The sequence below is a fragment of the Acidimicrobiales bacterium genome (assembly GCA_036378675.1).
Taxonomy (GTDB): Bacteria; Actinomycetota; Acidimicrobiia; order Acidimicrobiales; family Palsa-688; genus DASUWA01.
Genome location: DASUWA010000007.1, coordinates 109,813 through 132,406 on the forward strand (window position 1 = coordinate 109,813; position 22,594 = coordinate 132,406).

General features: G+C 66.6%; 24 protein-coding genes. 20 read left to right on the forward strand and 4 right to left on the reverse strand.

From position 1 onward, the window contains the following. The first annotated feature begins 66 nt into the window (after nucleotides 1-66). From thiL to VFZ97_02695, 3 genes are all read left to right on the forward strand, one after another. Nucleotides 67-969 carry a thiamine-phosphate kinase gene (thiL, locus tag VFZ97_02685; GenBank protein HEX6392319.1) on the forward strand — a complete coding sequence of 301 codons (903 nt, stop codon included), beginning with the start codon at nucleotides 67-69 and terminating at the stop codon, nucleotides 967-969. After that, nucleotides 966-1,787 carry a bifunctional hydroxymethylpyrimidine kinase/phosphomethylpyrimidine kinase gene (gene thiD / locus VFZ97_02690; GenBank protein HEX6392320.1) on the forward strand — a complete coding sequence of 274 codons (822 nt, stop codon included), beginning with the start codon at nucleotides 966-968 and terminating at the stop codon, nucleotides 1,785-1,787. Before thiL ends, thiD begins: the two co-directional genes overlap by 4 nt. Before the next feature lie 87 nt (nucleotides 1,788-1,874). Beyond that, nucleotides 1,875-2,720: a helix-turn-helix domain-containing protein gene (locus VFZ97_02695; GenBank protein ID HEX6392321.1), complete on the forward strand. Its 846-nt coding sequence runs from the start codon at nucleotides 1,875-1,877 to the stop codon at nucleotides 2,718-2,720. A gap of 25 nt (nucleotides 2,721-2,745) precedes the next feature. On the opposite strand, the gene rpmB is transcribed toward VFZ97_02695, so the two are convergent. Continuing rightward, a complete protein-coding gene (rpmB, locus tag VFZ97_02700; GenBank protein ID HEX6392322.1) occupies nucleotides 2,746-2,940 on the reverse strand; it encodes a 50S ribosomal protein L28 in 195 nt (64 codons plus the stop codon). Between the two features lie 106 nt (nucleotides 2,941-3,046). Between rpmB and VFZ97_02705 the strand changes: the two genes are divergently transcribed. The 13 genes from VFZ97_02705 to ftsY all read left to right on the forward strand — a co-directional run bounded on the left by VFZ97_02705 (nucleotide 3,047) and on the right by ftsY (nucleotide 17,427). Then, nucleotides 3,047-4,711, forward strand: coding sequence for a DAK2 domain-containing protein (locus VFZ97_02705; protein HEX6392323.1), 1,665 nt, complete (start codon nucleotides 3,047-3,049; stop codon nucleotides 4,709-4,711). 60 nt (nucleotides 4,712-4,771) lie between these two features. Beyond that, a complete protein-coding gene (gene recG / locus VFZ97_02710; GenBank protein HEX6392324.1) occupies nucleotides 4,772-6,886 on the forward strand; it encodes an ATP-dependent DNA helicase RecG in 2,115 nt (704 codons plus the stop codon). Nucleotides 6,887-6,952: 66 nt separating this feature from the next. Then, a complete protein-coding gene (gene rsmD, locus VFZ97_02715) occupies nucleotides 6,953-7,483 on the forward strand; it encodes a 16S rRNA (guanine(966)-N(2))-methyltransferase RsmD (GenBank protein HEX6392325.1) in 531 nt (176 codons plus the stop codon). Nucleotides 7,484-7,486: 3 nt separating this feature from the next. Beyond that, nucleotides 7,487-8,044, forward strand: a complete 558-nt coding sequence (gene coaD / locus VFZ97_02720) for a pantetheine-phosphate adenylyltransferase (GenBank protein ID HEX6392326.1) — start codon at nucleotides 7,487-7,489, stop codon at nucleotides 8,042-8,044. After that, nucleotides 8,041-8,613: an ATP synthase F0 subunit B gene (locus VFZ97_02725; GenBank protein ID HEX6392327.1), complete on the forward strand. Its 573-nt coding sequence runs from the start codon at nucleotides 8,041-8,043 to the stop codon at nucleotides 8,611-8,613. Before coaD ends, VFZ97_02725 begins: the two co-directional genes overlap by 4 nt. Nucleotides 8,614-8,632: 19 nt before the next feature. Further along, nucleotides 8,633-9,163, forward strand: a complete 531-nt coding sequence (locus VFZ97_02730; GenBank protein ID HEX6392328.1) for a DUF177 domain-containing protein — start codon at nucleotides 8,633-8,635, stop codon at nucleotides 9,161-9,163. Nucleotides 9,164-9,308: 145 nt separating this feature from the next. Further along, a complete protein-coding gene (gene rpmF / locus VFZ97_02735) occupies nucleotides 9,309-9,488 on the forward strand; it encodes a 50S ribosomal protein L32 (protein ID HEX6392329.1) in 180 nt (59 codons plus the stop codon). Further along, on the forward strand, nucleotides 9,481-10,476 hold the full coding sequence (plsX, locus tag VFZ97_02740) for a phosphate acyltransferase PlsX (protein ID HEX6392330.1): 996 nt from the start codon (nucleotides 9,481-9,483) through the stop codon (nucleotides 10,474-10,476). The genes rpmF and plsX overlap by 8 nt, the downstream gene beginning before the upstream one ends. A gap of 169 nt (nucleotides 10,477-10,645) precedes the next feature. Continuing rightward, the gene (locus tag VFZ97_02745; GenBank protein ID HEX6392331.1) at nucleotides 10,646-10,942 is read left to right on the forward strand and encodes an acyl carrier protein; all 297 of its coding nucleotides are present in this window, start codon (nucleotides 10,646-10,648) and stop codon (nucleotides 10,940-10,942) included. 19 nt (nucleotides 10,943-10,961) lie between these two features. Further along, a complete protein-coding gene (gene rnc, locus VFZ97_02750; protein ID HEX6392332.1) occupies nucleotides 10,962-11,732 on the forward strand; it encodes a ribonuclease III in 771 nt (256 codons plus the stop codon). Nucleotides 11,733-11,741: 9 nt separating this feature from the next. Continuing rightward, nucleotides 11,742-12,587, forward strand: coding sequence for a bifunctional DNA-formamidopyrimidine glycosylase/DNA-(apurinic or apyrimidinic site) lyase (gene mutM / locus VFZ97_02755; protein HEX6392333.1), 846 nt, complete (start codon nucleotides 11,742-11,744; stop codon nucleotides 12,585-12,587). 87 nt (nucleotides 12,588-12,674) lie between these two features. Next, complete coding sequence (gene smc, locus VFZ97_02760; GenBank protein HEX6392334.1) at nucleotides 12,675-16,166, forward strand: chromosome segregation protein SMC; 3,492 nt, start codon at nucleotides 12,675-12,677, stop codon at nucleotides 16,164-16,166. A 61-nt stretch (nucleotides 16,167-16,227) separates the two neighbouring features. Next, a complete protein-coding gene (gene ftsY / locus VFZ97_02765; protein ID HEX6392335.1) occupies nucleotides 16,228-17,427 on the forward strand; it encodes a signal recognition particle-docking protein FtsY in 1,200 nt (399 codons plus the stop codon). A gap of 10 nt (nucleotides 17,428-17,437) precedes the next feature. On the opposite strand, the gene VFZ97_02770 is transcribed toward ftsY, so the two are convergent. From VFZ97_02770 to VFZ97_02780, 3 genes are read right to left on the reverse strand one after another with little or no spacing between them, the layout of a single operon-like run. Next, entirely contained in the window at nucleotides 17,438-18,259 is an 822-nt protein-coding gene (locus VFZ97_02770) for an ABC transporter permease (protein ID HEX6392336.1), read from the reverse strand. After that, a complete protein-coding gene (locus VFZ97_02775; GenBank protein ID HEX6392337.1) occupies nucleotides 18,256-19,035 on the reverse strand; it encodes an ABC transporter permease in 780 nt (259 codons plus the stop codon). The genes VFZ97_02770 and VFZ97_02775 overlap by 4 nt, the downstream gene beginning before the upstream one ends. A 7-nt stretch (nucleotides 19,036-19,042) precedes the next feature. Continuing rightward, entirely contained in the window at nucleotides 19,043-19,972 is a 930-nt protein-coding gene (locus tag VFZ97_02780; protein ID HEX6392338.1) for an ABC transporter ATP-binding protein, read from the reverse strand. Nucleotides 19,973-20,039: 67 nt separating this feature from the next. Between VFZ97_02780 and ffh the strand changes: the two genes are divergently transcribed. From ffh to rimM, 4 genes are read left to right on the forward strand one after another with little or no spacing between them, the layout of a single operon-like run. Further along, nucleotides 20,040-21,425 (forward strand): signal recognition particle protein, encoded by a 1,386-nt coding sequence (ffh, locus tag VFZ97_02785; protein ID HEX6392339.1) that lies wholly within the window; start codon nucleotides 20,040-20,042, stop codon nucleotides 21,423-21,425. A 33-nt stretch (nucleotides 21,426-21,458) separates the two neighbouring features. Beyond that, nucleotides 21,459-21,737 (forward strand): 30S ribosomal protein S16, encoded by a 279-nt coding sequence (rpsP, locus tag VFZ97_02790; GenBank protein HEX6392340.1) that lies wholly within the window; start codon nucleotides 21,459-21,461, stop codon nucleotides 21,735-21,737. After that, nucleotides 21,734-22,087, forward strand: a complete 354-nt coding sequence (locus VFZ97_02795; protein HEX6392341.1) for a KH domain-containing protein — start codon at nucleotides 21,734-21,736, stop codon at nucleotides 22,085-22,087. Before rpsP ends, VFZ97_02795 begins: the two co-directional genes overlap by 4 nt. 20 nt (nucleotides 22,088-22,107) lie before the next feature. After that, a complete protein-coding gene (gene rimM, locus VFZ97_02800; GenBank protein ID HEX6392342.1) occupies nucleotides 22,108-22,593 on the forward strand; it encodes a ribosome maturation factor RimM in 486 nt (161 codons plus the stop codon). Nucleotide 22,594 lies beyond the last annotated feature (1 nt).

Here is a 22,594-nt window from a genome sequence, read left to right on the forward strand (position 1 = left end):
TTACAGCATCCGACTACTTCACTGCCTACGCTTCCCCCTTGTGGATGAGGGTAACGGATCAGCGCCGTGACGGGCGAGTTTGCCGCGATCGAGTCGATTCGCGGCCGCCTGCGCCACCCGCCGACCGACGACGAGGTGTGGATCGGCGATGACGCCGCCGTCCTCCCCGCCACGGGAGACGGCGTCCTGTTGCTGGCAGTCGACACCGTGGTCGCCGCTGTCCACGCCGACCTGGCCTTGACCAGCCTGGCCGATTTCGGGTGGAAGGCAGTCGCGGCGTCGGTCAGCGACATCGCGGCGATGGGGGGTGACCCCGGCTATGTCCTTGTCAGCGTTTCCGGCCCAACTGGGACCGACCTCGACGAGCTCTACCGGGGGATACGAGATGCGTCGGAGACGTTCGGCTGCCCTGTGGTCGGGGGCGACCTGACCAACGCGCGCGAGCTGGTAGTGAGCGTGACCGTGTCAGGCACTTGCCCTGGCCGGCCGGTGCTGCGCAGTGGTGCGCGTCCCGGACATCTGGTCTGGGTCACCGGACCGGTGGGCTCCTCGGCCGCCGGCCTCCGGCTCCTCCGTGACGGGATCCGAGACCGCGATCCACTCGTGGCCGCGCACGCCCGCCCGGTGCCTCGCTTGGCCGAAGGGAGCGCGGCCCGGCTCGCCGGCGCGACCGCCATGATCGATGTGTCCGACGGGCTGGCCGCCGACCTCGGTCACCTCGCGGGATCATCAGGAGTCGACGTCGACCTCGCCGAGGTCCCCGTCGCGGTTGGGGCATCTCTAGACGAAGGGCTTCACGGCGGGGAAGACTTCGAGCTTGTGTTCTGTGCTCCTCCGGAGGCCGAGGTCCTTCCCGCCTTCGGGGGTTTGCGGCAGCCGATCCGCATCGGCGTGTGCGTTCAAGGGGCCGGGGTTCTGCGGATGAACGGAGCGGAGCTGTCGCCCGCCGGTTGGGAGCACCGTTGGTGACGCCCGGCGGCCGCTTGTCGACCATCCCGGTGGCGCTGACGATCGCCGGCTCGGACTCGGGGGGCGGTGCCGGCATACAGGCCGACTTGAAGACTTTCGAGGCTTTCGGGGTGTGGGGCACGTCCGCGATCACGGGCGTGACCGCGCAGAACACTCTCGGCGTTCAGGACGCGATGGTGCTTCCGCCGCAGCTCGTCCAGGCTCAGATCGAGTCCGTGGCGATGGACCTAGGTGTCTGCGCCGCCAAGACCGGGATGCTCGGCAACAGCGGGGTCATCCAGGCGGTCGCGTCGGCCGTGTCGAGGTGCGAGATCTCGCCGCTGGTGATCGACCCGGTACTCGTTACCAGCCACGGCGAGATGCTTCTCGAGAAGACAGCGATCGGCGTCCTGTGCGACCTGCTTCTTCCGATCTGCGCGGTGGCGACCCCCAACCTTCCCGAGGCGGAAGCGATCCTCGGACGCCCGGTCGACGGTCTCGAAGGAATGGTCGCCGCGGCCGGTCAGATCGCGGAGCGCGGGGCGCGGGCCGTCTTCGTCAAAGGAGGCCACATGGAAGGCCCCGATTCGACGGACGTGCTGTGGTGGGAGGGGGAGGTCCATTTTCTCGAGGGTCCCAGGATCCCGGGCCGGAACACCCACGGCACAGGCTGCACCCTGTCGGCTGCGATCTGCGCCGAGCTAGCGCGCGGCAAGGACATCCTCGCCGCGTGTAAGTCCGCGAAGGACTTCGTCACGGCAGCGATCGTCGGCGGGCCGGACGTCGGCTCCGGCGTAGGACCGGTCAACCCGGGTTGGTCCCGCAAGCCAATGGAGTAGAGCGGCGGACCAAGGCCTGGATGACATCACATCGATCGAGGGGCACTAGCGCTCAAGTGACGCGGCGTGCGCGCCGAGATCCTATGCATGCCGGATTCCCTCCCCCGTGCAGGCGCTTCGAGCCCGAGCCCGAGCCTGGCTGTTCCGGTCGGGCCGGGCCTCGACGCTCCTAGAGCACTGCTCGCCGACGCCGAAGTCGCCCACCGAGTCATGACTGCCGCGCCGGCCGCTCCTGGCCAGGCTTTCCTGGACCTGCTGATGCTCGGGGCTCTCGCTTGCCAGACGCCTGCCGCGGTTCTCTCGGTTCCCCAACCGGACGGGACATGGAGCACCCTTTCGTACGGTCTGGACTCGAAGGAGGGACTCAACGACGGGCAGCTCTTCGTCATGCTCTCCGGCCGAACCGAGCCTTTCGAAATCGTCGACATGGTCACTTCGCTCCCCTCGAGCCCCCTGGTCCACCCGCCTCACTCGATGCGGTGGGCCTACGGGATCGCGCTCCGCAGCGACTCTGGAGCTCTCCTCGGGGTTGTTGCAGTCCTGGACCGCTGGGTCCGGCAGCTCACCAAGCGGGAGCACCGCGCGTTGACCTCGATGGCCCGCCAGATCGCCGGGCACCTTGTGAGCATCCGGCGGCCCGCGCCCTTCGCACGAGCCGACCTCCGGCCGGCGGCGGCGAGGATCACCCCGGCCGTCCCCGCCCGTAACGGGTCGGACAAGCGCGGAACCGATCAGCATCACCTTCTCCGCAGCCACGAGGTCGCCGTGATGTTCGACGTCACCGAGCGCACGGTGATCAACTGGGCTGCGGCAGGGAAGCTTCCGAGCCTCCGCACCATGGGCGGACATCTCCGCTTCCGGCGTGAGGACGTGATGCGCCTGCTGGCAGGGGCGTCGGACCCCGGGCAGCCCCTGGAACCGCCCGCGGTCTAAAGATTCTTCGCGGCCCCGAACGGGGTTAGCGAACCGCTTTGGTGATCTTGCCGGCGCGTATGCACGAGGTGCAGACGTGCACCCGTCGCGGTGTCCCGTCGACGATCGCCCGGATCCGCTGGATGTTGGGGTTCCAACGACGCTTTGTCCGGCGGTGCGAGTGGCTGATGCTCATACCGAAGGACGGCCGCTTGCCGCACACCTCACAAACCGCTGCCATCGGGAACGCACACCTCGCTGACTAGAGCCGGCAGAACCTGTCGGACTCGACTGGCCGGCACTCCACAGGCCCGACCGGGCCGGCCGGCCAGGTTAGCATCCATTTAATGCAGACGCTGGAGCGGCTGACCGCCGGTGACCTGGTCACGGCCATCGCCGCGTACCGCGACGCGCTGCGCGCCCATCAGGAGCGGATCAACCGGCTCAACGTCTACCCGGTCCCAGACGGCGACACCGGGACCAACATGGCGCTCACCCTCGAATCGGTGGTCAAGGAGATCGCTGACCGAGACGCCACCGACATGGCAGCCGTCGCCCAGGCGATCAGCTATGGCTCCCTCATGGGGGCCCGAGGCAACTCCGGGGTGATCCTGTCCCAGATCTTGAGAGGTCTCGCCGAAGCAGCTCGCGACTGTGACGGAGTCGACGCGGCTGTCCTGATCGACGGCCTCGGGCGAGCCGCGGAGGGCGCCTACCGAGCCGTCCAGCATCCTGTCGAGGGCACCATCCTCACGGTCGCCAGGGCTGCCTCCGAAGCGGCGGCAGCTGCAGGGGCTTCGCAGGGGCTCTTGCCTGTTCTTGTGGCCGCAAAGTCCGCGGCCGACGAGGCACTCAGGCGGACACCCGAGATGCTTCCCGTCCTCAAGTCGGCGGGTGTGGTCGACTCCGGGGGGTCGGGCCTTGTGCTCATGCTGGATGCGCTGCTGCACGTCGCCGACGGGAGGCCTCTCCCGGATGCCCCGGCCACCGGGGAATCCGCCGGGTCTGACGTGTCTGTCGCCGGCGAAGCCGATACGTCCGGGTACGGGGAGGACAACGAAAGCGGCCTGCGCTACGAGGTGATGTTCTTCCTCGAGGCCCCGGACGAGCTGGTCCCGGCCTTCCGGGAGGTATGGGCGGGCATCGGCGACTCGATCGTGGTGGTTGGAGGCGACGGGCTCTGGAACTGCCACATCCACACCGACGACATCGGCTCGGCGGTCGAAGCGGCCCTCGATGCCGGAAGGCCGAGGAAGATAAGGGTCTCGGACCTTTGGGAGGAGGTCGAGGAGGAACGCTGGGTGCGCGACGCCTCCCAGGCGGGCCTGGACGAAGAACCGCAGGAAGAGTCGGTCGCGTGCGCGGTCGTGGCGGTCTGCACCGGCGACGGCATCCGTCGGATCTTCCGGTCGCTCGGCGTCCATCACTTCGTCAGCGGCGGCCAGTCGATGAACCCATCGACGGCCGAGTTGCTTGCAGCCGTTGACGCTGCCCCGGGCGAGCAGGTCGTGATCCTGCCGAACAACAAGAACATCGTCCCGGTCGCCGAGCAGGCTGCAACTGAAGCCTCGAAGCTGGTTCGGGTTGTACCGACCCGAGGGATCCAGGAAGGTTTCGCGGCGTTGCTCGAGTACGACCCCGAAGGCGATGCCGACTCGAACGCGGCGCTCATGTCCGGAAGCGCCGCACACGTGGTCGCCGGAGAGGTCACACGCGCGGTGCGCGACAGTGTCTGCGAGGCAGGTCCAATATCGGAGGGCGACTACCTAGGCCTGTCCCGAACAGGAATCGAGGTTGTCGCGCCAGACCTCGGCGATGCGACAACCGGGCTGTTGAGCAAGCTGATCGACCCGCAGCACCACGAGATCGTCACGATCATCGCCGGCGATGGATCCTCGGTGGGCGCAACCCGGCGAATCACCGAGTGGCTCGATGAGCACCACCCTGAAATGAATGCCGAAGTGCATCAGGGCGGTCAGCCTGTATACCCGTACCTGTTCAGTATCGAATAATCGAGGGCCGGGGCGACGCCAAGCGCATGAAGGTCGCAAGCTAGTACCTATCTTGGGCTGATGGCCTCGTTCCCACGTCTAGCCGAGACAGGCGTGCAGCGGCTCAGTCGCGTCGGACCGAAGAACACCGAGGCTCTGTCCGCGATGGGCATCGAGACGGTTCTCGATCTCCTCACCCATTACCCGAGGCGATACATCGACCGGACCAACCAGGCCGAGATAGTCGATCTCCGGGAAGGCGACGAGGCGATGGTGCTCGGAGCGGTCCGGCGCGTCAACGCCCGGCGGACCAGGCAGGGACGCTCTCTCGTGGAGGTCGACTTCTTCGACGGCTCGAGTTATTTGAAGGCGACTTTCTTCAACCAACCTTGGCGCGCCAAGCAGCTCTCCGAGGGCACTCAGGCTGTCGTTTTCGGTAAGTGCGAGCGGTACCGCGGGCGCCTCCAGATGACCAATCCGGTCGTTGATCTCATCGGCGATCGGACCGGGCGGATCGTGCCGGTGTACCCCCAGTCCGAAAAGGTCGGTCTCATGACCTGGCAGCTGGCCGGCTGGATCGCCGAGGCGCTCCGTCGAGCGAGACCGCTCGAGGACCCCCTTCCGGCCGACCTCCTGAAACAGCTCGCGATGATCGACCGGGACACCGCGATGCAGCAGATCCACGAGCCCGCCACCCTCGAGGCCGCCCGGCAGGCCCGCGACCGTCTCGCCTTCGACGAGCTGCTGAGGCTCCAGGTCGCCCTGGTGTTGAGGAAGAAGGCGGTCGAGAGCGAAGCAACCGGCATCCGGCACAACGTGGAGGGGGAACTGGTGGCCCGGTTCCGCGAGGCCCTTCCTTTTTCCCTCACCGCCGCGCAGGAAAAGGCGATTGCCGAGATCGTCGCCGACATGGCCGGGCCGCATCCGATGCACCGGCTCTTGCAGGGCGACGTGGGCGCCGGGAAAACCGTGGTCGCGGTGGCGTGCCTCCTGACCGCCGTTCAGGGCGGGCACCAAGGTGCTCTGATGGCTCCAACCGAAGTGCTCGCCGAGCAGCACTTCGCCGGCGTGAGCGCTCTGGTCGAGGGATTGAACGTGCCGAGCCCGAACACGCTTTTCGCCGAACGCCCCTTGCGGGTCGAGTTGCTGACCAACCGCACCACTGCGGCGGAGCGAACCCGTCTGCACGCCGGACTGGAGTCAGGAGAGGTTGACGTGCTGATCGGAACGCACGCTCTTCTCACAGAGTCGGTTGTTTTCAGGTCGCTCGGCGCAGTCGTGATCGACGAGCAGCACCGCTTCGGCGTCGAGCAACGGGCTGCGCTGCGTTCGAAGGGCAGTGGCGAAGTGATCCCGGACGTGCTGGTTATGACCGCGACACCGATACCGAGGACAGCCGCGATGACCGTGTACGGCGACTTGGACACGACGGTGCTGGACGAGCTTCCACCCGGTCGAACGGCGATCGTCACCAGTTGGGTCCGGGGGCCGCTCGAGGAAGTGTTGGCTTGGGACAAGGTCCGAGCGGAGGCGAGGGAGGGCCGGCAGGCTTACGTCGTCTGCCCGCTGGTCGAGGACTCGGAGCGCATTCAGGCTCGATCGGCTTCCGATGAACGAGACCGACTCGCGTCCGCGGAGTTGGAGGGACTTCGGTTGGGGCTTCTCCACGGGCAACTGTCCTCAAAGGAGAAGGAGTCGGTCATGACCGACTTCCGATCCGGCAACCTCGACGTCCTGGTGGCAACGACAGTCATCGAGGTTGGAGTCGATGTCCCTAACGCGACGGTCATGGTGATCGAAGACGCCGACCGTTTCGGCATAGCTCAGCTGCACCAGCTTCGGGGGAGGGTCGGGAGAGGGGAGCACGCGTCGTGGTGTTTTCTACTCGGTGAGGGAACGACGCCCGACGCCGAAGAGAGGCTCAGCGCGCTCGAGCGCACGACGGACGGCTTCGAGCTCGCCGAGGTCGATCTCGACCTTCGAGGTGAGGGCACCATTCTCGGCACCCGGCAGAAGGGAGTAACCGACCTGAAGCTCGCATCCTTGCGGAGGGACCGGCCGATGGTTGCGAGGGCGCGCGATGTCGCTTTCGAACTGGTCGACCGTTACCCCGGTCTCGAAGGTCTCCCCGAGCTGGCAGCCGAGATCGGACTGTTGCTCGACGACGAGGACAGAGAATTCCTGTTCAAGAGCTGAAGCCAATTTCTGTGCATACCACCCTTACCGTGCCTGTCTGTTGGTTGGGCCCATGAGGTTCGGCTCGTGAGGGTGGTTGGGGGCGTGGCCCGGGGGCGCCAACTTCGTGCCCCGGCCGGAAACCGGACGAGGCCGACGAGCGACAGGGTTCGCGAGGCGTTGTTCTCGATCCTGGCGAGCATGGAGGCGGTGGAGGGCGCGTCGATCGTCGATCTGTTTGCGGGCAGCGGAGCCCTGGGAATCGAGGCCTTGTCCCGCGGCGCGAACCAGGTGACGTTCGTCGACAACGACCGCGGTGCGCGGGACGCGATCACCCGGAACCTGTCGGTCCTTGGGGATCTGGCGTCGCAAGCGAGAGTGCTGGGAGGCGACTCGCTCCGGTTCGTATCGACGATGGATCCGGTCGACGTCGTCCTGGCCGATCCGCCTTACGACTACGAAGAATGGCCGGCGCTGATGGACGAACTGCAGGGCCGGACGGGTCTCCTGGTCGCCGAGTCAGGCGACCCCTGGGATCCCGGACCAGCATGGGAGACTGTGAAGGTGAGAAAATACGGCGGTACCGTGGTCACGATTGCAGTTCCGCCAAGAAGGTGAGATTTGAGGACCGCCCTTTTCCCGGGATCATTCGATCCCTTTCACAACGGTCACCTCGAGATAGTGGAAGCCGCGTCCAAGCTCTTCGAAGAGGTCGTTGTGGCACCAATGCGCAACACCCAGAAGGGCGAACCGCTGTTCACGCTCGACGAGCGGCAGGAGATGATCGCCGAGTCGGTCGCCCATCTGCCGAATGTCCGTTTGGCCCCTTTGTCCAGTCTGGTGGTGGACCTGGCTCGAGAAATTGGAGCCGACGTGATCATCAAGGGACTTCGGGTTGCATCCGACGCTGAAGCCGAGCTTCAGCAGGCACAAATGAACAAGAAAGTCGCGGCCGTCGAAACACTGTTTATTCCGTCGTCGTCCGAGTACTCGTTTATCGCATCGAAGTACGTCAGGGATTTCGCTCGCTTCGGCGGCGCCGATCGGGTCGGATTCACCGTCCCCGAACCGGTCCTTCGAAAGCTTCGCGAGAAGTTCTCGGTCGACGGGGTGAGCCCACTTCGTGGCACCGCGAGGAGCACGAGCCGCGCAACGTCGAGAAAAGAGGCGACGGTATGAGCCTCTTGGACGGCGCTTCTGCCACCCATGACACGGAAGGTTTGATCCGCAGGGTCATCGAGATCATCGAAGGAACCCGGACCCTGCCCCTGTCGTCGTCGGTCAAACTCGACAACAAGGAAGAGGTGCTGGAGCTGCTCGACGAGGCTTGCCAGCGTCTTCCCGAAGAGACCAAGCAAGCCCGCTGGATGCTGAAGGAGCGCGAGGAGTTCCTCGCCAAAATGCACCGCGAGGGCGAAGACATCCTCCAAGCCGCCCGACTTCAAGCCGAGCGCATGGTCCAGCGAACCGAAATCGTGCGCGAGGCCCAGCAGAGCGCTAGGCGTATCGTCGAGGACGCCCGGGACGAGGCCCGCCGGTTGCGCCTGGAAGCGGAGGACTACTGCGACCAGAAGCTCGCCGCCTTCGAGGTCGTTCTGGACCGCACGATGAAGACGGTCACCGCCGGCCGGGAGAAGCTATCGGTCACACCGCCGCCGGTCGTCGAACAGGGAGACGTCTCCATCGCCGGCAGCGACTCCAACGGCGCCGTCGGCGAGGACGCATTCTTCGACCAGGATCTGACCTAGCAGCCTGTTTACTGGAGGCGTGGCTCAAAACCCGTGGTTGGTGTCGATCACCACACTGAAGCGCTCGCCTGGTGTCCGCCGGCAGGAACAGCGATCCGGACGAGTCGGCGAACTCGCGGTTGCGGGGAGCGTCGTCCCTGCGGACGCGGTCGTCCTGGCCGACGCCACCCTGGACTCCGTTCACGGTGGTATCGAAGTCACCGCGGACCTGACCGCGCCGTGGCGAGGCGAGTGCCGCCGGTGCCTCGACCCCCTTTCCGGCGAGCTGCACACTCGCGTCCGCGAGCTTTACCGGCCCCACGATCGCGACAAGACCGAGGAGGACGAGGAGACCTACCCGCTTTCAGGCGAGGTCCTCGACCTGCAACCGCTGGTTCGCGACGCACTTCTCCTTGAGCTGCCGCTTGCGCCGCTTTGCAGCGACGCGTGCCGCGGGCTTTGCCCCACCTGCGGAGCCGACCTGAACGCCGGGACGTGCGACTGCGCGACTGCGCCGGCGGACCCCCGGTGGGCGGCTCTCGACGCTCTGAAGGAGCGCCCGTCCAAATGACCGCCTAGACTCTCCGGACGGCCGGGCCGCCGGTGGCCCTGCGCGGATCGGTTGTGATCCGTTGTGCGGACCAGCCCTCAGACGGGGAAAGCACCGGTCCACCCCCCCACGAGAGACCTCAGCGACAAAAGACAGGAACGAGACGATGGCCGTCCCGAAGAAAAAGACGTCAAAAGCCAAGAGCCGCAGCCGGCGGGCGAGCGCGTGGGTCCTCAACAGTCCTGCGCGGAGCATCTGCCCCCAGTGCCACAACGCCAAGCTGCCCCACGTGGTCTGCCCGACGTGCGGTTGGTACAAGGGGCGGCAGGCCATCGACGTTGGCTGAACCGGCGTCCCTGCCCGTCGCGGTCGACGCGATGGGCGGAGACAAGGCGCCCGCCGAGATCGTCGCGGGCGCCCGCCAGGCCGCAGAGGCCGGCCTGCCGGTAGTCCTGGTTGGGGACCCCGAACGGGTCGGTGACACCGGCGGGATCGAAGTCATCCCGGCGTCGGAAGTCATCGAGATGCACGACGACCCTGCCAAGGCGGTCCGGTCCAAGAAGGACTCGTCTCTTCTGCGCGCTGCCGAGGCGGTGCGCGACGGGCGGGCGTCGGCGATGGTCAGCGCAGGCAACACAGGCGCCACGATGGCGAGCGCCCTCTTCCGGATGGGAAGGATCTCGGGCGTCGCGCGCCCGGCCATAGCGACGCCCATCCCGGTGCCGGGTTCGACTCCGACGATCCTCATAGACGCCGGCGCCAACTCCGAGTGCAGCGCTGCCTGGCTGGTGCAGTTCGCCCAAATGGGTTCGGCGTTCGCCCGGCAGCGCTTCGGCATCGCCGAGCCTCGAGTCGGTCTGCTGTCGATCGGCGAGGAGCCCGGGAAGGGCAACCCGCTGACCAAGGAGACCCACGCGCTGCTCGCCGCCGGCGAGGCCGGCCCAGCGGTCACATTCCTCGGGAACGTCGAGGGTCGCGACGTGATGACCGACGCCGTCGACGTTGTCGTCACCGACGGATTTACCGGCAACGTGGTGCTGAAGACGCTGGAGGGGGCCATGAAGTTCGCGTTCAACGCCGTCCTGGGCGCCCTCGGATCCACCGAGGAGACCAAGGCGTCATCCGAGGTCCTCATGCCGGCGCTGATGCCGCTGGCCACCGAGCTCGACCCCGACACCTACGGCGGAGCCGTGCTCCTCGGCGTGGACGGGGTCTGCATCATCAGCCACGGATCGTCCTCGGCGAGAGCCATCGTCAACGCCGTCAGGGTGGGCCACCAGGCGGCTCAGGCAGGCCTGTTAGGGCAGCTCCGGGCTGCGGTCGCCGGCCAGTAGAAGGCGGTCAAGACAGCTTAATAAATACTCACAGTCATAGAAATTCACTCATGACGCACGTCGGCGGGTGAGGTCGCTATCGACGCCTCGCGAGGTAACATTTCTGTCACGATTTTGGACCGCCGCTTCGGGGCCGTCGATTCCTGCGACCCCACCTTAGGGAGAACACGTGCCAGCTGAGACCCACGTCGAGCGAAGCCCGCTCAGCCGTAACGAGGTCTTCGAAATGATCCGGGGCTGCCTCGCGGACATTCTCGAGGTAAGCCCGGACACGATCACCGAGGGAGCGTCCTTCGGCGACGATCTCGGAGCCGACTCGTTGGCCCTCATCGAGCTCGTCGAGGCGTTGGAGGAGGAGCTCTCCGAGAGGACGGTCGGTTTCAGGATCGACGACGAGGACCTCGAGGACCTCAAAACTGTCCGTGACGCGGTCGACTACGTCGTCGCAAAGCTGCAGGCGGCCTGACCGGGCGCCGGACGGAGGCTTGGCGCTGCCGACAGAAGCTGACCGGTCCGAGGCACAGAACGACCTAGCCCGCCGACTGGGGTGGGACATCCGCGACCCGTCGCTGCTGTCGCTCTCGCTCGCCCACCGGTCGTGGTGCGCGGAGAACCTTGGCACCAGCTCTAACGAACGGCTCGAGTTTCTGGGCGACGCGGTGCTCGGGTTGGTTGTCACCGTTCACCTGTTCCAGACCTACCCCGACATGTCCGAAGGGGAGCTGGCGAAGGTACGTGCTTCGGTTGTCAACTCGGCGGCCCTCGCGGAGATCGCGGTCGAGCTGGGAGTCGGCGACGCTCTTCTGCTCGGCAAAGGCGAGGACCAGTCGGGAGGGCGGGAGAAGCCGTCGATCCTGGCCGATGCGATGGAAGCCCTGATAGGAGCGGTTTACATCGACCGGGGCTGGGACGCCTCCGACAGGCTGGTGATGAGACTTCTGGGGGAACGGATCGAAACCGGAGCGGCCGGCCCGGGAGGGCACGACTACAAGACCAGGCTTCAGGAGCTTTGCGCGCGGTCGTTCGACCAGCTCCCCGTGTACTCGGTGACCGATGAGGGGCCCGATCACGCCAAGGAGTTCGAGGCGGTCGTGGAGGTGCTCGGCTCGGCAAGAGGCGTAGGGCGCGGTCGCTCGAAGAAACAAGCGGAACAGGCGGCGGCACGCCAGGCATGGGAAGCGCTCAGGACGAGCGGGATCCACAACGCGCGGGCCGTGGAGGGGCTTACCGGCGAGCTGCGCAGGACGGAGAGGTAGGGAGCCACCGTGCCTGAATTACCCGAAGTAGAAACCATCCGCCGGGACGTCGAGAAAGAGTTCCTCAACCACAAGATCAAAAAGGTGGAGGTGACGGGGAACCGGTCCATACGCCGCCACGGAGGCCGGTCGGGCTCTAAGGAATTCATATCGAAGCTCGAGGGACGCAAGCTCACGTCGACCAGGCGGCGCGGGAAGTACCTCCTTATGCAGCTTGACAACGGCGATGTCCTGGTCGCGCACATGGGCATGAGCGGGCAGATCCTTCGCGGCACTGCGAGGGAGCCGCTGCCGAAACACACTCACGTCGTGATCAGCTTCGTGGGAGCTCCCCAGATGCGGTTCGTGGACCCGCGAACCTTCGGCGAGCTCTTCGTGACCACCCCTGAGGCTCTGGAGGCGGAGGTTCCCGAACTTGCCCACCTGGGCTTCGACCCGATCGAAGACCAGATGGCTTGGACCCGGTTCGCCGAGCTTCTCGCGGCACGACGCACGAAGTTGAAGCCGCTGCTCATGGATCAGCGTTTCGTCGCCGGGATAGGCAACATCTATGCGGACGAGATTCTGTTCACGGCTGGCTTGGCTCCGGACCGCAGCTCCGACCAGCTCACAGCGCAGGAGATCCGCCGTCTGTTCCGCTCGATGATCGAAACGCTTCAGGAGGCGGTAAAACACCGAGGGTCGTCGCTTGCCGACGAGCAGTACAGGGACATCAACGGAGACGTCGGCGACTACCAGACGCAGCACAACGTCTACGGGCGGGAGGGCCAGCCGTGCCCGAGGTGCCGCACGCCGATCGTCAGGGTGCGCTCCAACGGCAGGAGCGGGTTCTCCTGCCCCCACTGCCAAATCTGATCGGGAAATCCACCACTCCTGAGGCGGCAGCAGGCAGCGTGGAGGGGTGAGACCGGTCAGTCCTCCCAAAGCTAGGTTTGAGATCCTGTGTTCCTAAAGTCGTTGACCCTCAAGGGATTCAAGTCTTTCGCCGACTCGACGACGCTCGAGTTCGAGCCGGGCGTGACGGTCGTTGTCGGACCCAACGGGAGCGGCAAGTCGAACATCGTGGACGCGGTGGCGTGGGTTCTAGGTGCGCAGGGACCGCGCACAGTTCGCTCGTCGAAGATGGAGGACGTCATATTCGCCGGCTCGTCAAAGCGACCTGCGCTCGGCCGGGCCGAGGTCTCGTTGACCATCGACAACTCGGCAGGCCTCCTGCCAATCGAGTTCTCCGAGGTAACCATCACCAGGACTCTGTTCAGGACCGGCGAGTCCGAGTACGCGATCAACCGGGTCCCCTGCCGGTTGCTGGACATCCAGGAGCTTCTCTCTGACACCGGGGTGGGGCGGCAGCAGCACACCATCGTCTCGCAGGGCAACCTCGACGCGGTGCTCAACTCCCGGCCCGAGGAGCGACGCCTGATCATCGAGGAAGCGGCGGGCATCCTCAAGTACCGCCGGCGCAAGGAGAAGTCGGAGCGCCGGCTCGAGTCCACCGAAGCCAGCCTCGTCCGGCTGCAGGATCTTCTGAGGGAGGTCCGCCGCCAGCTGCGGCCCCTCGAGAAGCAGGCGGAGGCGGCGCGCCGTCACGGAGACCTGGTGGCTGAGCTCGACGCGGTCCGACGCCACCTGCTCGGCCGCGACCTGACCAACGTCGAGGCCCGGCTCGCCGGCGCGGCGCGTGACAAGGCCGACCTCGCCCGCACCGAAGAGCAGGTGCGCTTGGCATTGGGCCGCCTGGATGCCCAGATCCTGGCCAGTGAGGCCGAGGCGCACAGCTCCGGGGCGAATCTTCAGTCGGACCTGGGAGAGTTGCTGTCCCGCGCCGAGGCACTGAAGGCGAGAGCCTCGGGAATGGTTGCCCTGCTCAACGAGCGCCAACGCTCGATCCAGCGTTCGATGTCGGCGACCGTCGACGTCGACGTCGTGGCCAGCCTCGAGGCAGAGGCCGCGGCTCTGGTCGAGCGGCTCCAGGCAACCGACCAAGACGCGCTCAACCTCATGCCGGTCGCGGACGAGCTCACCGAGGCCGAGCGGGCCCTCGCGGAGGAGACGGAGGCGGTGGAAACCCAATGGGGCGGGGACGAGAGTCCGATCGGCGACCCGGCGGCGGAGGTGCGGGGCGAGCTCGGAGGCCTTCGCGCCGCGCTCGACCGCTCGGCCGGAGAGCTGCGGCGACTCGAGGCGCGGCTAGAGGTCATCGCCCAGCGGTCGACCAGGCTCGAAGGCGAGGCGACCCGTCTCCGTGAGGCCGCCGCCGAGGCCATACAGCGCGCTCCCGAGCTCGCGCGTGCCGAGCAGGACGCGCGGGCAGCCGAGGCGTCAGCCGAAGCGGAGCTCGCCGCCGTTGCCGACCGCCGGCGTGCCGCCGACGCCGACCACCAGCGGTGGATGGCAAGGGAGGAGGCGCTGTCTCAGGCTCTGGCTCACGCCAGGGCCCGAGCGGGCGCCGAGCGCCTCGCCGGCGTCGGGGGCGTCGTCGGCACGCTGATGGAGCTGGTCGAGATCGACCCTGGGCTCGAGGCCGCCTTCGAGGCGGCAGCCGGGGAAGTCCTCGCAGCCGTAGTGGTCGAAAACCTCGACGCGGCCAGAAAAGGGCTGGAGGAGCTCCACCGACACGGCGGAGCCGGGGCGGTCGTCGCCCTCCCCGACCTCGACGCGCCCCGAGCTGCGGCGGCCCACGTTTCTGGCGCCGAACCGCTCCGCCGGCGAGCCAGAGCCTTGCTCCCGGGCGTCGAGGCGCTCCTCGACCAGCTGCTCGGCTCGACCGTCGTCGCCGAAGGCTCATGGTCGCAGGCGCTGGACGTCGCCATCGCCTACCCGAATCTGATCGTGGTCACCACCGACGGCGACCGCTTCTCAGGCGGACTTTGGCGAGCGGGAGCCGGGGGGGCGGGCGCGACGGCGGCAGCGGTGGAGGAAGCCCGACGGCAGGTCGAGGCAGCCGCGTCCAGGGTCGCCGAGGCTGAGGCAGCGCATGCACGCGCCTCTCGCGAAGCCGAAGCCGCAAGGCATGCCGCGACGGCAGCAAGCAAAGCGCAGGAGTCCGGTCAGGGTCGCCGGCGGTCCTCGGAGGAAGGCCTCCGGCGGGCGGAGCACGAGCTTGCCGAGGCGCAAAGCGAGCTGGAGGCGGGAAGAGCGCAACGCGCCGAGCTCGAAGAAAGGCTGACCCGCGAACGAGCACGAGTCTCAGAACTAGAGGCGATCCTGCCGGCGCTCGAGCAGGCCGCCGAGGCCGAGGCGGAGCGCGCCGCGGCGGAACGGGCGGCACGCTCACGGTTGGCCGAACGATCGGCAGCCGTCGCTGCTATGCGCCGGGATCTGGAGGTTCGGGCTGCGGGCCTCGAGGAACGCCGGAGCCTCACCGAGCGCCGGCTCCGGGAAGTCGAGGAACGGCTCAGGCGCAACGTGACCGAGCGGGAGGAAGCCCAAACCCGTCGAGTCAACCTCGAGCGCGCGTCCGAAGTGACCGGAAGGCTCCTCGCCTTTGTGCTGGACAGGGAACAAGCCACCGCCACGACCGTCGCCCGTCTGCGTGACGCCCGGCGAGTCCAGGCGGAGGCCGATCGAGAGCGGGTCGAAAAGCTGGACCAACTGCGCCGGCAGAGGAGCGCCGCGGAGCGTCAGCTCTCCGAGATCCGAGAGCGGATCTCCCGGGTCCAACTCAGCGACACCGAAGCCCGGGTGCGGCTGGAAACGCTCACCGAGACGATCCGCCGCGACTTGGACTGCGAGCCCGAGGCGATACGAGGAGCGGAATGCCCCGAGCTCCCCCCGGGCACCAGCGCCACGAGCCGCCGCGCCGAGCTCGAACGCGAGCTGCGGCTGATGGGACCGATCAACCCGCTGGCTCTGGAAGAGCACACCGCGCTCATGGAGCGCCACGACTTCCTCGAGGCCCAACTGGAGGACGTTCGCCGGGCACGCAGGGAGCTGACCAAGGTGATCAGGGCGATAGACGCGGAGATCGTCGAGGTTTTCCGGGCGGCCTACGCCGACGTCGCAGACAACTTCGAGCGCCTGTTCTCAACCCTCTTCCCCGGCGGCCAAGGCCGGCTTCGACTGACCGACCCCGAGCAGCTCCTCGAAACCGGCATAGAGGTCGAGGCGCGACCGTCTGGAAAGAACGTCCGGCGGCTGTCGCTGCTGTCTGGCGGGGAGCGCAGCCTCACCGCGCTGGCGTTCCTGTTCGCAGTGTTCCGTTCCCGGCCGTCGCCCTTCTACATGATGGACGAGGTCGAGGCCGCGCTCGACGACGTGAACCTGCACCGGTTCTTGGACCTGGTTCACGAGTTCAGGGACGAAGCCCAGCTCCTGATCGTCAGCCACCAGAAGCGCACTATGGAGGCGGCCGACTGCTTGTACGGGGTCACGATGGTGCCCGGCGGTTCGTCCCGGGTGGTTAGCGAGCGCGTGTCCGCCGCCGCAACCAACTAGCGGCCAAACCCCGGCAGAGCCCGCCGGGCGACTTGTGCGTCCCCGGTAGGCTCGCAAAGCCATGCTCACCGTGATCGTCGTGCTCATAGTGCTGGCGCTGGTGCTGGTGCTGTCGACGGGCTTCATTGTCACCGGCCGGCGCCGCCGACAAGCGCCCCCGGCACCGCCGCGCCCGGAGGTAACCCGCCCGCCTGAGGCGGCGAGGCCGAAGGTGGAAGCGCCGCCCGAAGAGCCGAAGGTCGAGGCCCCACCGGCCCCGGTGGAGGCGCCCGTCGAGGTCGAGGCGCCGGTCGAGGTCGAGCCGCTCGAGGTAGAGGCAGTAGAGGTAGAGGAGCCGGTCGAACTCGAAGCGGTCGGGGCGCCGCCTCGTTTCAGGGATCGTCTCGGGCGGGCTCGCCAGCTGTTCGCCGGCTACATCGGATCGGTCCGCTTGCGGGGACGCATCGATGAAGCGACGTGGGAAGAGCTCGAGGAGGCGCTGATCCTCGCCGACGTCGGCGCCAACCTGACCACGAGCATCCTCGACAGCCTCCGCACCCGCGTGAAGCAGGAGAGCATCAGCGATCCCGACGTCTTGATCGAAGGGCTGAAAGAGGATCTGGTCGAGTCCCTCGCCGGCGACACGCAGCTCCACTTCGCGGGCGAGGGAACGACCGTGTGGCTGATGGTCGGCGTCAACGGAGTCGGCAAGACCACCACGCTCGCCAAGCTGGCGCAACGTGAGGCGCGCTCGGGCCACAAGGTGGTGATGGCCGCGGCCGACACGTTCAGAGCCGCCGCGGCGGATCAGCTCGAGACGTGGGGGGTGCGCGTGGGCGCCGACGTCGTGCGTGGCAATGAGGGCGGGGATCCTGGTGCCGTCGTATTCGACGCGGTGCAGCACGCCGCGGCCCGAGGCGTCGATCTGGTGCTCGCAGACACAGCCGGCCGCCTGCACACGAAGACCAACCTCATGGAGGAGCTGAAAAAGCTTCGGCGGGTGGCCGAACGCCCACCCGGCCAGGTGACCGAGGTGTTGCTCGTCATCGACGCGACCACCGGGCAGAACGGTCTCGTCCAGGCCCGCCAGTTCGCGGACGCGGTCGGCGTCACAGGCGTAGTGCTCACCAAGCTCGACGGCACGGCCAAGGGCGGGATTGCGCTGGCGATCCGCTCGGAGCTCGGCATACCGATCAAGCTGGTCGGGCTCGGCGAAGGAGCGGAGGACCTCGTGGACTTCGACGCCGCCGAGTTCGTGGACGCGCTTGTTTCGGAGGGATGAGCCCGGCACGCTAGCTCAGCAGGAGCTTCTTGATTCGCCGGCCGGCGACAGCCAGGCCGATCGATCCCATCGCGACCAGATACGCGGCGTGACCGAGCGAGTCCCATCCCACGAAGCCGAGGGTGAGCGATCTGGTCAGCGCGACTCCGTGAAAAAGCGGCGTGCACTCCACGACGAGCTGCAGCCAGCGCGGATAGACGGACAACGGATAGAACGTCGTGGAGAACAAGAACAGCGGCAGAAGCGCAAGGTTGACGAAGTCGAAGTCGGGCCATCCGCGCATGAAGGTGGTCGCCGCCATCCCGACGGCTCCGAACGCGAAACCGATCAGTACGGCGGCCGGCAGGGCGAGAACGGCCCAGACCGATTGCACGTACCCGAAGCCGGCCATCATCACGACGAAGACCGCGGCGTAGATCGATCCGCGGAGGAGCGCCGTGAGGATGTCCCCTCTTGCGATGTCGCCCGCGCTCATTGGACTGGCGAGAACGGCGTCGTACACCTTGGTGTACTTGAGCTTGAAGTAGACCTGGAACGTGCTCTCGATCACCGCCCCGTTCATCGCCGATGACGCGAGCAGCGCCGGCGCTGCATACGTGGCGTAAGGAATGAGTGTGTGACCCGGACCTGGTATCCCTCCGACAAGTTTTCCGATCCCGATTCCGATCGACAGCAAGTAGAAGACCGGCTCGCTGATCCCGGACGCGAGAATCCACCACGTCTTGCGCGCCACCAGTGCATTCCGCTCGATGAGCCTTCGGCTGAGACCGAGCCCGAAGACCGACGGTGGGAACGGTCTCTGCCACATGATGCTCGCTCGCGCCGACGTCATACGAGCAATCTCCGCTGGTAGTTGCGCAAGGCCGTCGCTACGCCCAGTCCTGTGAGGCCCGCGAGAAACACGACGTGCACCGCGGCGCTGCCGATGCTGACATCTCCCAAGGTCAGTTGCCGGCTCAGGTCGACTCCGTGCCACAACGGCGTGATGTAGGCGATGAACCGGACACCAGCGGGCAGCTGGCTGATCGGAAAGAACACTCCGGAAAAGAGAAACAGCGGTACGAGCCCCAAGCGGAACACGAGCGGAAACGGGTTGTCGCTCTGCTGGCGAACCGCGAAGGCAGCCAGCGGCGCGGCGAACGCCATTCCGGTGAGGACCCCAACAGGCAGAACCGCGACCGCCCAGTAGGAAACGATCGCTCCGAACGCGGCCATGACGACGAGGTACGAAGCGACCGCCATGGCTATCCGGGTTGCCATCCACAGCAGATGGCCGATCACGACGTCGCGCACCCCCAGCGGCGTAGACAACATCGCGTAATACGTGCGCTGCCACCTGATCGCACCAAGCACGGGGTACATGGACTCGCCGGTCGCCGTGGTCGCTGCGGCCGTCGCGGCAAGCGCTGGGGCGACGAATTGAAGGTAGGAGAGTTGCCCGAGCGCTGAAGTGTGTGCCCCCTTGTTTACGAACGACCCCAGCCCGACGCCCATTGCAAGGAGGTAAAGCAGCGGGTTGATGAACGTGGCCGCGACCGAGGCTCTCCAAGTACGCCGGTACGCCCGGGCGAAGTATGCGCTGGTTCGAAGAGCGGGGGATAAAGACACGGCAGCTTCAGTCCACTAAGTGGCGTCCGGTGAGGCGCAGGAATACGTCCTCCAGCGTCGAGCGGCGGACGAGGAGGCTGAGCGGGGACAGCTGCCTGCGATGCACCGATTCGGCCGCTTCGTCACCTTCGTCGGTGTAGAGAAGGATCCTGTCGGGCAGGACCTCGATCCGTTCGGTCAGGTCGGCGACCTTCTCCGCCATCCGCTCACTCTCTCCCGCCCCGAAACGCAACTCGACCACTTCCCGCGTCGAGTACTCGTCTATCAAGTCCCTTGGAGAGCCCTCTGCTGCGATCCGCCCGCGGTCCATGACGACGAGACGGTCGCAGAGTTGCTCGGCCTCGTCCATGTAGTGGGTGGTCAGAACCAGCGTGACGCCGTCGGCCTTGAGGCGGTACAGGCGGTCCCAGAGCGCGTGACGCGCCTGCGGATCGAGACCCGTCGTCGGCTCGTCGAGCAGGAGCAGATCCGGGTCGTTGATAAGCGAGCGGGCGATCGTCAGCCGGCGCTTCATGCCTCCCGACAGAGGGTCGACTCGGTCCGCACCGCGCTCGGTCAACTGCGCGAACTGAAGTAACTGCTCGATCTTTTCGCGCAGCACCGGCCGCGGAATGTCGAAGTAGCGGCCGTACACGTAAAGGTTTTCCCGGACCGATAGCTCGGGATCGAGGTTGTCTTCTTGGGGCACGACTCCCAGTCGCGCTCTGATGGCCGCTCCGTCCCGGTCCGGATCCATGCCCAGCACTGTCAGGTCGCCCGAAGTTCGGGGAGAGACGCACGCCACCATCCGCATGGTCGAGCTCTTGCCTGCCCCATTCGGTCCGAGGAACCCGAACGACTCGCCGCGGCCCACCTCGAAATCGATCGAGTCGACAGCGGTGAACCTTCCGAAGCACTTCACGAGCCCTCTTGCGGAGATGAGCGGCTCGCTGGTCACCTGCAAGTTTCTATCTCAACCAGACCGACCAGCCCGAGCCATTTAGGCCGAGGCGGGGAAAGCGGGCATGTCAACTACGCTGGTGAGCCGCATGTTCGAGTCCCTGACCGACCGGTTCGACGCGGTTTTCAGCCGGCTCCGCGGCCGCGGAAGGCTGAGCGAAGCCGACGTCGACGAGGCGCTGCGAGAGATCCGCCTCGCCCTGCTGCAGGCCGACGTGAACCTGCGCGTCGTCAGGGATTTCGTCTCGCGGGTCCGCGAGGACCTCGTAGGGATCGACCTCTCTCAAGCCCTGACCCCGGGCCAGCAGGTCATCAAAATCGTCCACCAGGAGCTTCGCAACATCCTCGGCGGGGAGACGCTGAAGCTGACCTACGCGTCGCGGCCACCGACGATCATCCTTCTGGCAGGCCTTCAAGGATCGGGTAAGACCACCGCCGCCGCCAAGCTGGCTTCGTTCTACAAGCGCAAGGAGGGCCGGAATCCGCTACTCGTCGGCGCCGACCTCCAGCGGCCGGCCGCGGTCGAGCAGCTGAGAGTCCTCGGCAAGCAGGTCGGCGTGCCGGTCTTCAGCGAGCCGTCCGACCCGGTCACCGTCGCCAAGAAGGGGCTCGAAGAGGCGGTTCGCCTCGGACGCGACGTGCTCATCGTCGACACCGCCGGGCGCCTCTCGATCGACGCCGAACTGATGGACGAGGTGCGCCGGATCTCGGAGACGGTCGAGCCGCACTACACGTTCCTGGTCATCGACTCGATGACCGGTCAGGACGCGGTCGCCACTGCGGAGGCTTTCCACCAGACGCTCGAACTCGACGGCGTCATCCTGACCAAGGTCGACGGCGACGCTCGCGGCGGCGCCGCACTCTCGGTGAAGGAGGTGGTCGGCCGGCCGATCGTGTTCTCCTCAACAGGGGAGAAGCTCGACGACTTCGACCAGTTCCACCCTGATCGGATGGCCGACCGGATCCTCGGCATGGGCGACGTGCTGACCCTTATCGAGAAGGCGGAGGCGAACCTCGATCGGGAGCAGGCGGAGACCACGCTGAACCGGTTGCAGCAGGGGCAGTTCACGCTGGAGGACTTCCTCGACCAGCTCCAGCAGGTCAAGAAGATGGGCCCGCTGTCCGGGTTGATGGGTATGATTCCCGGGCTCCCGAAGGAGCTGAAAAACGCCGAGATCGACGACGGCCTCATGGGCCCGATCGAGGCGATCATCCACTCCATGACCCCGGAGGAGCGTCGCAACCCCTCGATCATCAACGGTTCTAGACGTCTGCGCATCGCCAACGGAAGCGGGACGTCGACGACCGAGGTCAACAGCCTGCTCGACAGGTTCAAGCAAATGCAGACCTACATGCGCCAGATGGCGATGATGCCCGGCCTCGGAGGCAAAGTCGCAAGGCGGGCTACGTCAGGTAGCCGCAAATCCAACAAAAAGAAGCGGCGCCGGTAGGGCCGCCCCGAACAGCAAGAGAGTGCTCAGATCATGGCCGTAAAGCTCCGCTTGATGCGGATGGGAAAAAAGAAGCAGCCGGTGTACCGCATCGTCGCAGCTGACAGCCGCTCCCCGCGCGACGGACGGTTTATTGAGATCCTCGGAACCTACGAGCCGAGAAGCGAACCGAGCCGCGTGGTGGTGGACAACGAAAGGGCCGTTCGGTGGCTTCGGGACGGCGCCAAGCCGACCGACACCGTCGCCCGCCTTCTCGCCCAAAGCGGCGCCCTCGAGGAGTTCAAGGCTGGCGCTGCGCAAGCCAAGTCGTGACCTTCGCGGACGAGGGCGCCAACGGAGTGGCTGGTCACAACGAATCGGGCAACAACGAAGTGGGCGATGACGAAATGGGCGAGGAATGGGATGACCACGGACAGCCCGACGGAGGCCGGGCCAAAGCGGTTCTTGTCTTCCTGGCCAGGCAGCTCGTCGACAACCCCGACTCCATAAACGTCGACACGAGCGAAACCCGCAACGGCATCAGGCTTTCGCTCCGGGTGGCACCCGACGACATGGGCAAGGTGATCGGCCGGCGCGGCCGCGTAGCCCAATCGATCCGAGCGGTGGTTCGTGCCGCCGGTGCGAAGGACGGCGTGGACGTCGCGGTCGACATAGTCGACTGACTGATCGGCCCCGGCTGCGGATGAGCGAGCTGCTCGATGTGGGCAGGATCGTCAAGCCGCACGGGCTGAAGGGTCACGTAGTTGTTGAGCTCTGGACCAACCGCAGCGAAAGAGTCGCCCCCGGTTCGGTGCTGACCGGACCGAACGGGGAGCTGCGAGTGAAACAGTCGTCGCCGACGGCGCCCGCCGCCGGCAGAGACCGTTGGTTGGTCACCTTCGATGGGATCGACAGCCGCGAGACCGCGGAAGCGTTTCGGGGACAGGTTCTCAGGGCGGCGCCGATCGACGAGCCCGGTTCGTTGTGGGTTCATGAACTGGTGGGCCGGGATGTTTTCGGGGTCTCGGGCGAAAGGCTGGGAGTGGTCGAAGCGGTGGAAACGAACCCGGCCAGCGATCTACTGGTACTCGGCGACGGAACGCTGATTCCCTTGCGGTTTGTGGTCGACTCGGGCGACGGCGAGAACGGGTTGACGGTCGATCTGCCAGAAGGTCTGCTCGACCTGTGAG

Coding starts and splice junctions, on each gene's coding strand:
- rimM (HEX6392342.1), top strand. CDS start 22,108: ATGAGCGAGCTGCTCGATGTGGGCAGGATCGTCAAGCCGCACGGGCTG.
- ffh (HEX6392339.1), top strand. CDS start 20,040: ATGTCAACTACGCTGGTGAGCCGCATGTTCGAGTCCCTGACCGACCGG.
- rpmF (HEX6392329.1), top strand. CDS start 9,309: ATGGCCGTCCCGAAGAAAAAGACGTCAAAAGCCAAGAGCCGCAGCCGG.
- VFZ97_02770 (HEX6392336.1), bottom strand. CDS start 18,259: ATGACGTCGGCGCGAGCGAGCATCATGTGGCAGAGACCGTTCCCACCG.
- ftsY (HEX6392335.1), top strand. CDS start 16,228: ATGCTCACCGTGATCGTCGTGCTCATAGTGCTGGCGCTGGTGCTGGTG.
- rpsP (HEX6392340.1), top strand. CDS start 21,459: ATGGCCGTAAAGCTCCGCTTGATGCGGATGGGAAAAAAGAAGCAGCCG.
- recG (HEX6392324.1), top strand. CDS start 4,772: ATGGCCTCGTTCCCACGTCTAGCCGAGACAGGCGTGCAGCGGCTCAGT.
- VFZ97_02725 (HEX6392327.1), top strand. CDS start 8,041: ATGAGCCTCTTGGACGGCGCTTCTGCCACCCATGACACGGAAGGTTTG.
- rpmB (HEX6392322.1), bottom strand. CDS start 2,940: ATGGCAGCGGTTTGTGAGGTGTGCGGCAAGCGGCCGTCCTTCGGTATG.
- VFZ97_02695 (HEX6392321.1), top strand. CDS start 1,875: ATGCCGGATTCCCTCCCCCGTGCAGGCGCTTCGAGCCCGAGCCCGAGC.
- VFZ97_02705 (HEX6392323.1), top strand. CDS start 3,047: ATGCAGACGCTGGAGCGGCTGACCGCCGGTGACCTGGTCACGGCCATC.